Source organism: Rhizobium sp. BK538, assembly GCF_014197575.1.
Lineage (GTDB): Bacteria > Pseudomonadota > Alphaproteobacteria > Rhizobiales > Rhizobiaceae > Rhizobium.
This window is the reverse complement of record NZ_JACIFT010000003.1, coordinates 24,323-39,057: the sequence shown is the minus strand read 5'-3', so window position 1 is coordinate 39,057 and position 14,735 is coordinate 24,323. Positions and strand designations below refer to the sequence as shown.

The 14,735-nt window shown below is 61.4% G+C and carries 13 protein-coding genes; 2 read left to right on the top strand and 11 right to left on the bottom strand.

The window, feature by feature from the left end:
• Nucleotides 1–55 precede the first annotated feature (55 nt).
• The 3 genes from FHX09_RS04320 to FHX09_RS04310 form a co-directional block, all read right to left on the bottom strand.
• Nucleotides 56–1,003 carry a substrate-binding domain-containing protein gene (locus tag FHX09_RS04320; RefSeq protein ID WP_132589098.1) on the bottom strand — a complete coding sequence of 316 codons (948 nt, stop codon included), beginning with the start codon at nt 1,001–1,003 and terminating at the stop codon, nt 56–58.
• A gap of 89 nt (nt 1,004–1,092) precedes the next feature.
• On the bottom strand, nt 1,093–2,097 hold the full coding sequence (locus tag FHX09_RS04315) for an ABC transporter permease (protein ID WP_132589097.1): 1,005 nt from the start codon (nt 2,095–2,097) through the stop codon (nt 1,093–1,095).
• 78 nt (nt 2,098–2,175) lie between these two features.
• Nucleotides 2,176–3,699 carry a sugar ABC transporter ATP-binding protein gene (locus FHX09_RS04310; RefSeq protein WP_132589096.1) on the bottom strand — a complete coding sequence of 508 codons (1,524 nt, stop codon included), beginning with the start codon at nt 3,697–3,699 and terminating at the stop codon, nt 2,176–2,178.
• A 170-nt stretch (nt 3,700–3,869) separates the two neighbouring features.
• On the opposite strand from FHX09_RS04310, the gene FHX09_RS04305 reads away from it, so the two are divergent.
• On the top strand, nt 3,870–4,901 hold the full coding sequence (locus FHX09_RS04305) for a LacI family DNA-binding transcriptional regulator (RefSeq protein WP_007802715.1): 1,032 nt from the start codon (nt 3,870–3,872) through the stop codon (nt 4,899–4,901).
• Between the two features lie 90 nt (nt 4,902–4,991).
• Here the strand turns inward: FHX09_RS04305 and FHX09_RS04300 are convergent, their stop codons facing one another.
• The 8 genes from FHX09_RS04300 to FHX09_RS04265 form a co-directional block, all read right to left on the bottom strand.
• Entirely contained in the window at nt 4,992–5,462 is a 471-nt protein-coding gene (locus FHX09_RS04300) for a cupin domain-containing protein (RefSeq protein WP_132589095.1), read from the bottom strand.
• Between the two features lie 128 nt (nt 5,463–5,590).
• On the bottom strand, nt 5,591–5,809 hold the full coding sequence (locus FHX09_RS04295; RefSeq protein ID WP_184449324.1) for a hypothetical protein: 219 nt from the start codon (nt 5,807–5,809) through the stop codon (nt 5,591–5,593).
• A gap of 206 nt (nt 5,810–6,015) precedes the next feature.
• Nucleotides 6,016–6,792: a phosphodiester glycosidase family protein gene (locus tag FHX09_RS04290; RefSeq protein WP_007802723.1), complete on the bottom strand. Its 777-nt coding sequence runs from the start codon at nt 6,790–6,792 to the stop codon at nt 6,016–6,018.
• Between the two features lie 170 nt (nt 6,793–6,962).
• Nucleotides 6,963–8,273, bottom strand: coding sequence for a xylose isomerase (xylA, locus tag FHX09_RS04285; protein ID WP_184449322.1), 1,311 nt, complete (start codon nt 8,271–8,273; stop codon nt 6,963–6,965).
• Between the two features lie 37 nt (nt 8,274–8,310).
• Nucleotides 8,311–9,765 carry a xylulokinase gene (gene xylB, locus FHX09_RS04280; RefSeq protein WP_132589092.1) on the bottom strand — a complete coding sequence of 485 codons (1,455 nt, stop codon included), beginning with the start codon at nt 9,763–9,765 and terminating at the stop codon, nt 8,311–8,313.
• Between the two features lie 18 nt (nt 9,766–9,783).
• On the bottom strand, nt 9,784–10,809 hold the full coding sequence (locus FHX09_RS04275) for a LacI family DNA-binding transcriptional regulator (protein ID WP_132589091.1): 1,026 nt from the start codon (nt 10,807–10,809) through the stop codon (nt 9,784–9,786).
• A 146-nt stretch (nt 10,810–10,955) separates the two neighbouring features.
• On the bottom strand, nt 10,956–12,548 hold the full coding sequence (locus FHX09_RS04270) for a DHA2 family efflux MFS transporter permease subunit (protein ID WP_007802731.1): 1,593 nt from the start codon (nt 12,546–12,548) through the stop codon (nt 10,956–10,958).
• A gap of 19 nt (nt 12,549–12,567) precedes the next feature.
• Nucleotides 12,568–13,764, bottom strand: coding sequence for an HlyD family secretion protein (locus tag FHX09_RS04265; RefSeq protein WP_007802733.1), 1,197 nt, complete (start codon nt 13,762–13,764; stop codon nt 12,568–12,570).
• A gap of 153 nt (nt 13,765–13,917) precedes the next feature.
• Here FHX09_RS04265 and FHX09_RS04260 point away from each other — a divergent pair, with 153 nt between their 5' ends.
• Nucleotides 13,918–14,589 (top strand): TetR/AcrR family transcriptional regulator, encoded by a 672-nt coding sequence (locus tag FHX09_RS04260; protein WP_007802735.1) that lies wholly within the window; start codon nt 13,918–13,920, stop codon nt 14,587–14,589.
• Nucleotides 14,590–14,735 lie beyond the last annotated feature (146 nt).

Sequence of the window (14,735 nt, the reverse complement as noted above, 5' to 3'; positions counted from 1 at the left end):
CGATCAAGGAAAGGCGCCCGTCCTGTCGAACGGGCGCCGCACTGAATTTTTCAGATCAGAACGGAGAGTCCGGGAAGTAGAAATCCTTGGCGTTATCCTTCGTCACCAGCGTCGCGTCGAGGACGAAGGTACCGCGCACCGGAACCTGGCCATAGAGGCCGGCAGCCGTCAGCTCCATTGCCGTGCCGACCATTGCCGGCGGATAGAGAACGTCGACCGGGATCATCTTATCGCCGTCCATGACCTTCTTGACCATGTCCTTGGAGCCAGCGCCGGCAACGACATACTTGATATCGGTACGCTTGGCCTGCTCGATCGCCTGCAGCACGCCGACAGCCATGTCGTCATCCTGGCACCAGACCACGTCGATCTTCGGATACTTCGTCAAGTAGTCCTGCATGACCTTGAAGGCATCGTCGCGGTTCCAGTTGCCGTACTGACGGTCAAGAACCTTGACCTTGGAGCCGGCAATGCCCTTGTCGAAGCCGTCCTGGCGCTGCTGATCGATCGGGATCGGCAGACCGCGGATGACGACGACTTCGGCGTCCGGCGTCTGGGCAGCGATGTACTTGCCGGCGACTTCGCCGAGCGCCGGGTTGTTGCCAGCAACGTAAAGGTCGCGGACGGTGTCATCGTTGGTCGATGGCGCACGGTCGACAAGAGCAACGTACTTGCCCTTGCCCTTGACTTCCTTGATGGCGTTGACGAGCGGATCCGGATCCGACGGCAGGATAACGAGTGCATCGATGCCCTGCGTGTCAAGATCTTGCACGGCGTTGGCCTGGCTGGCGGCATCCGGCGAGGTCTTGACGATGACATTCAGGCCCGGATGCTGTTCCATCAGCTTCTTGGCGATGCGTTCGGCATGAAACACGACGCCCGAGGTCCAACCATGGTCGGCGGCCGGAATGGAGACGCCGATGGTGAACTTCTTGTCCTGTGCGTATGCGGTACCCGCCAGCGTGACGGCCGCAACCGCAAGACCCAACATGAGTTTGCGCATTCTATTTCCTCCCAATAAACGTCAGGGACTTTTTCCTACCCGTCAACCGGACGCCCTGTGATCCCGGCCAATTCCTGGAGCCAGTCCGCCTACGATTTGCGGACCAGCGAGCGCTGCACCAGCATGGCGATAATGATGATCGCACCCTGGATCGCACCGATGAGATATTCGCTGATAAAGTTCGACAGCAGCATGATGTTGCCGACGAGCTCGAGAATGAAGGCGCCGCAGATCGTGCCCCAGACACGGCCGGCACCACCCTTCAGCGCCGTACCACCGACGACGACGGCGGTGATTGCCTGCAGCTCCCACAAGATACCGGTCGTTGCCGAGGTCGATCCAAGGCGCGGCACATAAAGCAGCACGGCGATGGCAACACAGAGCCCCTGGATGACGAAGGCGATCGTGCGCACGCGATTGACCGCAATGCCGGAGTAGCGCGCCACATCGCTGTTGGAACCGACGGCGACGACATGGCGGCCGTAGCGTGTGCGGTAGAGGATGAAGGCTGCCACTGCAGTCACGACCAGGATCACGACAATCGGCACCGGCACGCCGAGAATGCTGCCAAAATAGGCCGGGCGATAGAGCGTCTGGATGTCGGGCGAACGCAGCGTGATCGCCCCGCCTTGGCTGAGCCACGTCGTCAGGCCGCGATAGATACCCATGGTGCCGAGCGTGGCGATGAACGGCTCGATCCTGCCGACCGTGGTGATCAGACCATTTGCAAGCCCGCAGAGCGCGCCAGCAACCAGCGTGAACAAGACCGCAGCGGCCAGCATCAACGTCGGATCGGCAATCACGCCGGAATTCATCAACAGGATCATCAGGCTGGCGACGAAGGCCACCATCGACCCGACAGAAAGATCAAGATCGCCCGCGGAGATCACGAAGGTGGCACCGACGGCAATGATGGCGATGAAGGCGCAGCGCGTCGCGACGTTCAAAAGGTTGGTGATGCCAATGAAGTTCGGATTGACCAGCGCGCCGACGATCAACAGCAGTATCAGGGCTGCAAAGGGCGCAACCGCCCGCAGATCGATATCCCGCCAGGGGCGACGCCTGATTTCCCTGGTCTCCTCGTGCACACTCATCTCCAAACTAACCTCCCGCCCCAATTTTGATGGGCATCATACCTGTGCGGCGCTGAGCGCAGCCGCCTCCCGCCAGCGTCAGGCGGCTTTCTTCTTCAATCCGGCTGCGTAGCGCATGATCTCCTGCTCGGAGATCTCGTCGCCCTCGAGCACGCCGACGATCCGCCCCTCACGCATCACGGCGACGCGTGTGCAGAGCCCGATCACCTCAGGCATCTCTGAGGAGACGACAATGATGGATCGACCGTCGCGCGCCAGCGCCGAGATGAAATGATAGATCTGCTGCTTGGTGCCGACATCGATACCGCGCGTCGGCTCGTCGATGATGATGATCTCGGGCTCGGTCTCCATGACCTTGGCAAGCAGCAGCTTTTGCTGATTGCCACCGGACATACGGCCGGCAACGATATTGGTGTCGCGAACGCGAATATCGAAGCGCCGCCGCGCCTTGGCGAGCGCCGCCGCCTCGCTGCTCGGGCTGAGATAGCCGTGCCGCGAATGCTGGCCGAGCGACTGAAGCGTCAGATTGGTCATCATGCCCGAACGCAGGAGCAGGCCCTTCGACTTGCGATCCTTCGTCATGTAGGCAAGCCCGGCGCCGTTGACGGCATGCACATCGCCCGAAAGCACGGTTTCGCCGCGAATGACGACCTCGCCGGACGCGCGGGCGCGAAGCCCGGCGATCGCCTCCATCAGCTCCGTGCGGCCGGAGCCGATCATCCCGGAAAATCCGATGATCTCACCCTTCCGGACCTCGAAGCTGGCATTCTGCACGTAGCCCGTCGAAACGCCCTCGACCCGAAGGACGACTTCCTCGTCGACATTGGGCTCCACCTTGGTCGGATAGAGGCTTGAAAGCTCGCGCCCGACCATCAGCTGGGCGATGGATTCGCCGTCGAGCATCGAGGTGGGGGCCGTCTTGACCCATTGCCCGTCGCGCAGCACTGTCACCCGGTCGGTGAGCTCCATCACTTCATCGAGCTTGTGCGACACGAAGATGAAGCTCGTTCCCTTGTCGCGCAGCTTGCGCACCTGCCGAAACAGGAAATTCGTCTCTTCCCGCGAGAGCACGGCTGTCGGCTCGTCCATGATGACGACGCGGGCATCACGGCTGATTGCCTTGGCGATTTCCACCATTTGCTTGTCAGCGATCGACAGCGTGCCGACGATGGCATTCTCATCGACATGCGAACCGAGGAGATCGAGCGCCTTGCGGGTCTCGGCACGCATATACTTGCGATCGAGCACGCCGAAACGCGTGACTTCACGACCGAGGTAGAGGCTCTCGGTGACAGTGAGATGCTCGGCGAGATTGAATTCCTGATGGATGAGCACGATGCCGAGCGCTTCGGCCGCACCATTGGCCGGCAGTACGACCGGCTTGCCGTCGAGCAAGATGTCGCCCGAACTCGGCTGCTCGAACCCCGACATTACCTTGACCAGCGTCGATTTGCCGGCGCCGTTTTCGCCCATGAGAGCATGGATCTCACCGGCACGCAGATCGAAATTGACACTGAAGAGGACTTGCACGCCGCTGAACGACTTGCAGATGCGCCGCGCGGACAACACCACAGGCGCGGCGTCGACAGAATCCACACTCATTGACTGGCTTCCTCCCTGCGGTTCCCATCCGCTTGAAGCCATATGTAAACCTTTACACGATGCATGTAAAGGTTTACATCGTTGTTACGCACAGATCTGCCGGTCCCGGCGTTTGACCTCTCGGCAAGTCTGTGTAGTGTCGCGGCGAAGGCATCCCAAGGCAGGACGCAGTGTCGAATTCCACGCCCGCAACCATAGAAGACGTCGCTCGGATCGCCGAGGTTTCGATCGCGACGGTATCGCGGGCGATCCACACGCCGGAGAAAGTCGCCAACTCCACGCGCCTGAAAGTCAACCAGGCGATCGCCATCACCGGTTACACCACCAACTTCATGGCACGCAGCCTGCGGCTCGGCCGGTCGAACATGATTCTAGTGGTCGCCCCAGATATCGGCGACCCGAACTTCTCCAACATTCTCGTCGGCCTGGAGAACGAGGCCCGCGCTCATGGCTACGGCATTCTGATCGGCCATACGCAGAATGACGCGCAACGCGGCCTTGAATATCTGAAGTTCCTGAATTCGAACCAGGCCGCCGGGCTGATCCTCTTTACCGGCATCCTGCCCTTCGGCCACCAAACGATGACCGCCCGCCTGCCGCCGAGCGTCGGCGTCTTCGAGCCCGTTTTCAACGGCGGCATCCCCTATGTCGGCGTCGACGACGTGGAGGGCGCCAGAAAGGCGGTCGACCTGCTGCTGGCCGAGGGCCACCGCAAGATCGCCTTCATCGGCGATTCGCGCACGCGCCTTGCCTATAGCCGGCGGCGTCAGGGCTATGATGCGGGACTCGATGCGGCGGGCGTTGCACCCGATATGCGCATCGTGCTGGAAGGCGACGGGACACTGGAAAGCGGCCGCCATGCCGTCGAACAGCTGTTCATGCGCGACACGCTGCCGACTGCCTTCATGTGCGTGAACGACCAGACGGCGATCGGCGTGATGATCGGCCTTGGCGCTCGCGGCTACGATATCCCGAACGACTTCTCGGTGACCGGCTTTGACGATGTGCCACAGGCCGTCTTCATGTCGCCGCCGCTGACCACCATCCGCCAGCCGCGGACATTGATCGGCAAACAAGCCATGGCGCTCCTTTTGGAATTTCTCTCCGACGGCCAGCCGGCGGAGACCGAAATCCTGCTGCGGCCGGACCTTGTGGTGCGCAATTCCGTTGGAGCGCCTTCGCGTCGGTGGACGAAACGCTGACGCCAGCAGCTAAGCCTCCGGACGCTGGCACGGACGTCCCGCCGCACTGGCGGCGGGAACAGTGGCCTTCGTGCCGCAACTGGCTATCGGCTATTGCGACTTTTGAGGATCGTCCGCCGGGTTGACGTACTTAATGCTCCATGGGCCGTTGGTGTTGATTTGGACGACAGTCTCATCGTCGAAGTAAACGAAATGCGCCGTGCCCGGCGGCAAGGCAAAGAAACTGCCCGCAGGCAGTGCCTTCGTGGCGCTCCGATCGGCAGTTTTGCCCATGCCCAATTTGGCAGCCCCGGATATGACCGTGACCACTTCATAGCCTGGATGCGTGTGCGGTGGGATCGCATACCCCGACGGCACTTTGAGCCGAAGGGCAAACAAGCCTTTCTTGGTGGGATTGCCGAACAAGACCGCCGCTTGCGCTCCGGCAGGAAGCGTTTTGGGCGCCTCGATCCATTTGACATCAGCGGGAGCGAACATTGTGTGCGCATCCTCTGCCAAGGCAAAGGCAGCGGTCCCACAGAAGCCAATCCAACCGAGTGCGAATATCGATGCGATTTTCATGATATCCTCCCTCTTCCCGGGCCCTTCACCTCGGCCGCATGCTGGGGCAGGCTCGCGAAAGCTAAGGATACGTCCGCGGACCATCCCTAAGCAAGCATTCCTCGGTCATCCGATCGAATGTCGGCAAGTCATTTCACCCGCTTGATCACCCATTTCACGACGTATTCGCCGCTTCGCTTCATCTTCGTTTTCGTCTTGACCTGGACCGGCCCTCCCAGAGCCGCCTCGCCGGCTTCAAACGCCTGCCGCGCCTCGGCCATTGCCGTGTGATAGACGCTGTTGTCGCGCTTGGGGCTGTCTGCGACCGCCTGCACGAGGGCGGTCCAATCACGTTCACTGTCGCCCATGTATCAGCCCTCCCGTTTGCAGCAAGGTGGTCTACGCTCACCGCCGCTTGCCGCGCAAGCCACAATGATGGTTGGTGTTACCTCGCTGTGCCGAGGTGGGGTACTGGTCGATATCCTAACCAGACTGGTAGTCGTTGCGGTTCATGTCGATCGAGCCGAAGATACGCGGGACGCGCCATCCGGCAGCTTGCATCGCCGTCGTCGTGCTACTCGACAAGCCCGAACATAGGGCCGAACCCGCCATGCCAGGATTTGTCATTGCGCCCCATCTCCGGACTATAGAAGCCGACACCTCGACCACCATCGAGAAACAGCGCATCGCGGCACGCCAAATGGTCGCGAAACAACCGCGCGAAATCATGGAAATTCACCTCGTCTTCGCTGACCGCGAAGCGCACCGCGCCATCGCCGCAGACGCCGACTCCGCCGCGACGAGTCCGGTCCGTCGATCCGACGATAAAGATCGGGTTTAGTTTATTGTCGATGACAAGCATCGGACCGGACTGGGTGGCGAAACGGACCGCGGGACGGCGCTTCAGGAATTCCTGCGTAGGAAGTACTCCGGCGCCGGCGCCATCGAGAAAGAACACGCCATTCGGCCTTTTATAGAAATTCGGCACCGAACCAGCGGCGGATCCATCGCTACGCGCCCTGTTGGCAGGTCGCAATTCTCGGCCATCCTCGACATAAAGACCGATCGGCGAAAAGTCGGGCAGATACATGCCGGCATTGACCGCAAACGCCAAAGTCCGCCCCTTGCCGCGAACGGCCTCGGCAACGCTGGCGAAATAGCGGTACGGCTCCCCATCCGCGCTCTTCCAGAACAAGCGGAGATCGCCCTTTCCTTTCTCGATTGTGCAGACGATATACGCCTCCCCCTCGAAGGTGTCCTGCCCGCAGGGCTGGGCGGAAGCCACGTTCGTAGATGTCGCTACAGCAAGCATCGTGGCCGCGGCAAGCATGCCTTGTCTGAGATAGGCCATCGCTGCCATGTCCTTTCTGTCGGATCCCTTCGGCCGCCCGCAAATGCGCCCGAGCGCCAGCAGCGTATCTCGCCGCACGCTTCAAGGCCATCGCCGCGGGCCGCCGCGATCAACGAAAAAGGCCAGAAAGCTTTCGCTCCCCGGCCTTCTCCCCCACAGTCAACCGCCGATCAGACGTAACGGTTGATGATGTTTTCGAGCAGTTCCTGTTTGCCGGACTTCGGCTGTGGGTTGATGTCCTTGGCTTCGACCCACTCGGCGATCTGCTCGAGCGAGTATTCGCCGCGGGCAAGCTTCTGGCCTTCGGCCGAATCCCAACCGGCATAGCGGGCGTCGAGCGGGCCGGAGAGTGCCTTGTCCTCGATCATCTTGGCGGCAGCCTTGAGACCGCGGGCGCAGGCATCCATGCCGCCGATATGGCCGATCAGCAGATCTTCCGGATCGAGCGACTGGCGGCGCAGCTTGGCGTCGAAGTTGGTGCCGCCGGTGGTGAAGCCGCCGCCCTGCAGGACGTAGTAGTAGGCGAGCGCCATCTCCGGAACGTTGTTCGGGAACTGGTCGGTATCCCAGCCCGACTGGTAGTCGTTGCGGTTCATGTCGATCGAGCCGAAAATACCGAGGGCGTTGGCGAGCGCCAGCTCATGCTCGAAGGAGTGGCCGGCGAGGATCGCATGGCCCTGCTCGATGTTGACCTTCACTTCGTTTTCGAGGCCGTGCTTCTTGAGGAAGCCGTAGACCGTCGCGACGTCGTAGTCGTACTGGTGCTTGGTCGGCTCCTGCGGCTTGGGCTCGATCAGGATCGTGCCCTTGTAGCCGATCTTGTGCTTGTACTCGACGACGAGGTTGAGGAAGCGGCCGAGATGGTCCAGTTCCTTCTTGAGGTCGGTGTTGAGCAGGGTCTCATAGCCTTCGCGGCCGCCCCAGAGAACGTAGTTGGCGCCGCCGAGCCTGGCCGTGGCGTCCATGCAGGTCTTCACCGTCGCGGCGGAGTAAGCGAAAACATCCGGATCGGGATTGGTCGCGGCACCCGACATGAAGCGGCGGTTCGAGAAGAGGTTCGCCGTGCCCCAGAGCAGCTTGACGCCGGTGGCGGCCTGTTTCTCGGCGAAGTAGTCGACGATCTCGTTCAGGTTTTTGGTGTTTTCTGCGAAGTTCTTGCCTTCCGGACGCACGTCCGCGTCATGGAAGCAGTAGAACGGCGCGTCGAGCAGCTGAAAGAGTTCGAACGCAACGTCGGCCTTCAGCTTGGCAGCCTTCATCGTGTCCTCGAACCACGGGCGCAGGAAGGTCTGGCCGCCGAAGGGGTCGCCGCCCTGCCAGGCGAAGGTGTGCCAATAGGCGACGGCGAAGCGCAGGTGGTCTTCCAGGCGCTTGCCGAGAACGACTTCGTCCTTGTTGTAGTGGCGGAAGGCGAGCGGATTGGTACTGTCCGGGCCCTCATACTTGATCTTCTGGATGTCGCCGAAAAATCCGGTGCTCATCTCGTGTCTCCTCAGGTTTCGATTTGTTGTTCTGGGTTCAATGCTGCAGCGATTTGATCGCCGGATAGAGCGCGCGATAGCGATTGTAGGCATCTTCATAAGCGCCGGAGAGCGCCGCGACGGGCTCGATCGTGCCCGCCGTCTTCGGCGGTGTGCAGACGGCAACCGGATTAGCGCCGGTCGCCGCGATCAGGCCGAGACGCGCCGCGCCGAATGCCGCGCCAAAATCGCCATCGGCAGGCAGATCGACCGGCACGCCGAGCGCCGTGGCGATCGAGGCCAGCCAGTAGCGCGAGCGCGAGCCGCCGCCGATGGCGGTAACGCGGGAAATATCCGTGCCCGCCGAGCGTAGCGCTTCCAGATTGTCGCGGATGGCGAAGGAAACGCCCTCAAGAACGGCCTGGGTCAGCACCACGCGGCTGCTCTCATGCTCGAGACCGATGAACGCGCCGCGGATGACGGCATCGTTGTGCGGCGTGCGCTCGCCGGAGAGATAGGGAAGGAAGGTGACGCCCGAAGGCGCCTTCAGCGTTTCACCGAGTTCAGTGGTCAGATCCGCCGCCGACTTGCCGGTGACGCTGGAGTGCCAGTTCAGCGCGTCCGTCGCAGAGAGAATGACCCCCATCTGATGCCAGGTGCCAGGCAGCGCATGGCAGAACGCATGCACGGCGCTTTCCGGCTTCGGCAGATAGGCGGCGTTGGCCGCAAAGAGAACGCCCGAGGTGCCAAGCGACACGAAGGCCGCGCCATCGCTGACCGTGCCCATACCGCAGGCCGAAGCCGCGTTGTCGCCCGCGCCGCCCGCAACGACGACGCCTCCCGAAATACCCCACTTGCCGGCCAGCTCGCCGCGAAGCTTGCCACCCTGCTCCGTGCCCTCGATCAGAAGAGGCATCTGCTTTTCATCAAGGCCGGTGGCCGCAAGAAGCTCCGATGACCATTTGCGTTTTCCGGTATCGAGCCAGGAGGTGCCGGCCGAATCGGACATCTCGGAGATGTGCTCGCCAGTCAACCAAAGACGCAGGTAGTCCTTCGGCAGTAGCACCTTGGCGACCTTCGCGAAAATGTCAGGCTCATGCTTGGCAACCCAGGCAAGCTTGGGCGCGGTGAAGCCGGGGAAAACAATATTGCCGGTCAGCTTGCGGAAACGCGGATCGGAATCCAGAGCAGCCGCTTCGACATAGGAACGCGTATCGTTCCAGAGAATGCAGGGGCGCAGCACCTTGTCGTCGGCGTCGAGCAGCGTCGCCCCGTGCATCTGGCCGGAGAGGCCGATGCCCATCACGGCGGCGAGCTCCTGCGGATGCTTTGCCTTCAGCGCGGCAACGGCCTCTTCCGTCGCGCGGATCCAGTACGATGGCTCCTGCTCCGACCAGCCGGAATGCGGGCGCGAGACGTCGAGCGAACCATTGGCCGAGCCGATGATCTTCTGATCGGCGTCGATCAGCATGGCTTTGACGCCGGAGGTTCCGAGATCGAGACCCAGATACATGTGTTTCTCCCTTTGCCGTTACGGCAGATTGTCTTTTAGAAATATGTCGAGACGAATGCGCTCCTGCGCCGCGATGACGGGGAGCCCGTCCGCCTTCGCCTTGAGGACGCGGATGGCGCTGCGCACCTCATGGCCCGCATCCTGGTTCAGAATTGCGTCGATCGTTCCGTCGAGGAGTGCGGCGCGGGTATGCGCCGTTAATTCATGGGCGATAACCGTCAGCGACCGATCGACCACCTTCTCCTTCAGTGCCCTAATCAGCCCGCGGTTGCCGGCGCCGAGGCTGTAGACGCCGATGATGCCGCTTTTCTTCGACAACGCATCTGCCACCAGCATATGGGCCATCTCCGGATCGTCGCGGCCTTCGATGACGGGCAGGATGGAGAGCGAAGGAAATTCCTCGGCCGTGACGGCGACGAAACCCTCGAGGCGTTCGCGATGGTCGCGCACCAGCATCGAGCCGGCAAGCACAGCGATCTCACCCTTGGCGCCGCCGAGGAACCGCCCGAGAAGCCGTGCGGCCGTGCGGCCCGCGGCAATATTGTCGACGCCGGCATAGTGATGGCGCTGCGAACCAGTGAGATCCGAGACCAGCGTCACGACGGGAATACCGTCCTTCACCAGTCGGTCGACGGCGTCGCGGACTTCAGGCGCATCGGTGGCGACAAGCGCGATCCCCGAGGGTCGCTGTTCGCTCAGCTCATCCAAAACCTTCACGAGTGCAGCGGGATCGAACGCCGGCACCTCGAGGGTGCGAATATCCGTTCGCTCCACGGACGAACGCGCGGCGGCCGCACGTACCTCGTTGTTCAGCCCGTGCATGAAGGAATTGTCGCTGGCCGGCAGGATGAAGACGAGCGGATAAGTGCGGCCTTTGGCGAGGTTGGCAGCAGCGACATCCCTGATGTAACCGATCTCGCGAATGGCGTTCTCGACCTTCTCGCGCGTCACGTGGCGCACGCCCGGACGTTGGTTCAAAACCCGGTCGACGGTCGCCAGGCTGACGCCTGCCGCAGCAGCGATATCGTGGACTGTTGGTCTCATCTTTCCTCCTGACGAGACCTTTAGCTCCAAATCTGATGTACGTAAATCAAAATTTGCAAACGTTTCCGTTCACGTCAAATCTTTGTACAAAAACAAAGGCCGGTCTGGTATGCCGGGCCGGCCTTGACGTTGATCTAAAAAGGGAATCAGTGGCCTCCGCCACCACCGCCGCCACCTTGGGGCGCAGGTTTGTCGAGCATCGCAACGCCGAGGATCATTGCCAGGAATAGCACTGTCAACAACAGGAAGATGTCGCTGAACGACAGTACCATCGCCTGCTTGGTCACGAGCCCGACCATCTGCTTGATCGCAACCACAGCGCCATCCATGCCATAGGTGTCGAATTTCGCCGTCATGTTTTTCAGCTGGTCGAGCGCCGCCGGGCTGCTCCAATCGAAATTCTCGCGCAGCCGCTCGTAGTGAACGTCCTGCCGGTTCGTCAGCACCGTGTTGATGACCGCCAGACCGACGGCGCCACCGAGGTTGCGCGTCAGGTTGAAGAGCCCGGATGCACCGCGCATACGGGCTGGCGGCATCGTGCCAAGCGCGATGTTGTTGATCGGCACCATGCACATCATCAGCCCGAAACCACGGAAGAGCTGGGGAATGAAGAGCTCGTAGAAGTCCCAGTCCTGGGTCAGATGCGTCATGATGTAGGTGCCGGCTGCGAAGCTCGCGAGGCCGATCACCATCATTAGCCGCAGGTCCATCTTCGTCGACAGCTTTCCGGCGATTGGCGCCGTGAAGAACATCGCAAGGCCGGACACGAACATGGTCTCGCCGATCATCAGCGAGTCGTAGCCGCGGATGCGCCCGAGATAGACGGGATAGATATAGGTCAAGCCGTAGAGACCGATGCCCATGACGAACGAGAACACGGAGCCGAAGGCGAAGTTCCGGTTCGAGAAGGCCCTAAGGTCGACCACCGGGAATTCCACGGTGAAGGCCCGATAGAAGAAGACGACGGCTGCAATTGCAGAGGCGATCGCGCCCATAAAGATGTAATTATCGTTGAACCAGTCGTTGGAGTTGCCTTCCTCCAGGACGTATTCAAGGGCGCCGAGGAAGACCCCCATCGACAGCAGCCCCCACCAATCGAACTTCTTGATCAGCGCGAATTCCGGCTTGTCGAAATCGATGAAATTCCAGGTAACGATCGTCACTATGATGCCGGGAACGATGTTGACCAGGAACAGCCAGTGCCAGGAGAAGGCGTGGCTGAGATAGCCGCCGACAGTCGGGCCGATCGTCGGGGCAAGCGTGGCGATCAGGCCGATGATCGGCGACACGATGCTGCGCTTGGAAGGCGGGAAGATCGTGAATGCGGCGGCAAAGACCGACGGAATCATACCGCCACCGATGAAGCCCTGGATGGCGCGATAGACGATCATCTGGTCAATATTCGTCGCCGTCGCGCAGAGCGCACTCGAAAGCGTGAAGCCGGCCGCCGAAATCGCGAAGAGGTATCGTGTCGAGATGATGCGCGCGAGCGTGCCGGAGAGCGGAATCATAATGACTTCGGCGATCAGATACGAGGTCTGCACCCAGCCTATCTCGTCCGAGCCGGCGCTGAGGCCCGCCTGAATCTCGGCCAGAGACGCCGATACGATCTGAATGTCGAGGATCGACATGAACATGCCGACCACCATCGCGAAGAAGGCGATGAGCTTGCGCGGGTCCATCTGCTCCGCGGCCGCCGGAGCGGCCGGGATTGTTCCAACTGTTGCACTCGCGGCCATGGGCCTACCTCGTCGGGATTTACTTGGCCGCATCCGGCGCTGTGCGCGTATCGACGTCGACGACAACGCTGAGGCCGGCGCGCAGACGGCCGCTATCGAGAGCGTCCTGCGGCAGCGAGATGCGAACCGGCACGCGCTGAATGATCTTCGTGAAGTTGCCCGTCGCGTTTTCCGGGGGCAGCAGCGAGAAGACGGAGCCGGATGCCGGCGAGATCGATTCGACCGTGCCGACGATCGGGTGATCGTCATAGGCATCCACGTGGACGTTGACCTTCGAGCCCGGAACCAGATGCTGGATCTGCGTTTCCTTGAAGTTCGCGTCGATAAAGAGTTCGCGGACAGGGACGAGCGCCATCAGGCGCTGGCCGGGCGACACAAGATCGCCTTCCTGGACCGAACGGTTGCCGACGACGCCGTCATATGGCGCCTTCAGCACCGTGAAGGAGAGGTCGCGGGCAGCTTTGTCGCGTGAAAGCTCGAGCTGGCGGATCGTGCCTTCCGCTTCGCGGCGCTGCGCCTGCAGCAGGGTGATATTTGCCTGCGCGGATGCGATCGCTGCATCGCCGCCGATGAGGTTCGCCTTGGCCTGGTCGAGCGCGATGTTGGCGGCATCGAGGTTAGCGGTGGTGCCGACCGACTTGGATTGCAGTTCGGCGGCACGGGTCTGAGTGATCTGCGCACCGCGAACAGTGGCTTCCAAAGCCGTCTTCTGGGCTTTGGCCTGATCGAGGCTTGCCTCTCCACCGGCGATCTGCGCATCGATGCGCTGCAGCGAGAGCTTTTCGGTATCGAGGGAAGCGACCGCCTGGTCGAGGGCGAGCTTGTAGTCGCCATCGTCGAGCGACGCCAGAACATCGCCCGCCTTGACCTTCTGGTTGGCAACGACATTCACCTTGGCGACATAGCCCGTAACCTTCGGCGAAATGGTCGCGATGTCGCCTTCGATGTAGGCATCGTCCGTCGAGACGAGGAAACGGCCCGTCGTCCACCAATCGTAGCCGTACCAGGCAGCGCCCGCCAGAAGCGCGAGGCCTATGATCGGCAATGCGAAGCCGCGCTTTTTCTTCTGCTCGGCCGGAGCCGCCTGCGTATCGGCGGGAGCTTGCGGCGCACGCGGTGCTTCGGCGGTGGGAACAACTGCTTCCTGAGCCCGGCCTTCGGCTTCAGCGGGTTCGCTGACGATGCGGGCAACAGTGGCTTTTGGGCTGGACGACATAGGGGCTACCGGTAATGGAGTGAAATTTAATCGAACTGAACGGTTCGGTTCAGTTGACATAGAACCTTTTTGCATTCATATCAAGATGTATCGAACCGCCCGGTTCGATTTTGTTAACGAAACGTTCGCGGATGCGAATATGGTTAAGGAGCGATGACAGAGCTTTCCGATACGCGCGCAGACGAGTCTCCCTCGACAGGCGGCCGATGGGCCGCGGGCGAAGACCCTGCCAAGCGCAAGCAAATTCTCGACGGCGCCCGCCGCGTCTTCATGAAGCTCGGCTTCGATGCCGCGAGCATGAACGATGTAACGCGCGAAGCCGGAGTTTCAAAGGGAACGCTTTATGTCTACTTCGCCAACAAGGAAGAGCTCTTCACGGCAATGATGGAGAGCGAGCGAGCGGCTTTCGTCGCCAGCGTGCGCAATACTCTCAAGCAATCCAGCGATCCAGACGTCGCCCTGCATGACTTTGGGATGACCTTTGTCAGCCACCTGACCGAGGACAAGGTCATCAACGCGATGCGCACCGTCATCGGCGTGCGCGACCGCATGCCGCACCTCTGTCAGCGCTTTTTCACCGGCCCGGAGAACATCCGGACGGTGTTGAAGGACTTCCTGACAAGCCAGGTCGAGGCTGGCCGTTTCGAGATCGACGACATCGAGCTTGCCGCCCGCCAGTTCCTGGAACTCTGCGGTGGAAGCTTCTTCAAGCTGCGCCTGTTCGGCGACATGGACGCCCCGCCTCCGCGCGAGGAGATGGATCGCGTGGTCAATGGCGCCATCCGCGTTTTCACTGCGGCCTACGGCGTCAAGAAGCAGTCCTGAACCCGAGCGCTGCGACGATCGTTCGGCCCTCATGCGCGGATGGGCATGTCGAAAATCTGCATCCCCATCAAGGAATAAAATTCGTCTGGCTTTCGTATATCCCCTTGCGCGCTTGCCAAGGTAGGCGGCGTCCGTACATTGCGAGC

Bases quoted from the DNA above. Each gene is read 5' to 3' on its own strand.
- FHX09_RS04275 (WP_132589091.1), bottom strand. From the start codon at position 10,809: ATGAGACCAACAGTCCACGATATCGCTGCTGCGGCAGGCGTCAGCCTG.
- FHX09_RS04320 (WP_132589098.1), bottom strand. From the start codon at position 1,003: ATGCGCAAACTCATGTTGGGTCTTGCGGTTGCGGCCGTCACGCTGGCG.
- FHX09_RS04265 (WP_007802733.1), bottom strand. From the start codon at position 13,764: ATGTCGTCCAGCCCAAAAGCCACTGTTGCCCGCATCGTCAGCGAACCC.
- FHX09_RS04290 (WP_007802723.1), bottom strand. From the start codon at position 6,792: ATGGCCTATCTCAGACAAGGCATGCTTGCCGCGGCCACGATGCTTGCT.
- xylA (WP_184449322.1), bottom strand. From the start codon at position 8,273: ATGAGCACCGGATTTTTCGGCGACATCCAGAAGATCAAGTATGAGGGC.
- FHX09_RS04295 (WP_184449324.1), bottom strand. From the start codon at position 5,809: ATGGGCGACAGTGAACGTGATTGGACCGCCCTCGTGCAGGCGGTCGCA.
- FHX09_RS04260 (WP_007802735.1), top strand. From the start codon at position 13,918: ATGACAGAGCTTTCCGATACGCGCGCAGACGAGTCTCCCTCGACAGGC.
- FHX09_RS04315 (WP_132589097.1), bottom strand. From the start codon at position 2,097: ATGAGTGTGCACGAGGAGACCAGGGAAATCAGGCGTCGCCCCTGGCGG.
- FHX09_RS04310 (WP_132589096.1), bottom strand. From the start codon at position 3,699: ATGAGTGTGGATTCTGTCGACGCCGCGCCTGTGGTGTTGTCCGCGCGG.
- xylB (WP_132589092.1), bottom strand. From the start codon at position 9,765: ATGTATCTGGGTCTCGATCTCGGAACCTCCGGCGTCAAAGCCATGCTG.
- FHX09_RS04300 (WP_132589095.1), bottom strand. From the start codon at position 5,462: ATGAAAATCGCATCGATATTCGCACTCGGTTGGATTGGCTTCTGTGGG.
- FHX09_RS04270 (WP_007802731.1), bottom strand. From the start codon at position 12,548: ATGGCCGCGAGTGCAACAGTTGGAACAATCCCGGCCGCTCCGGCGGCC.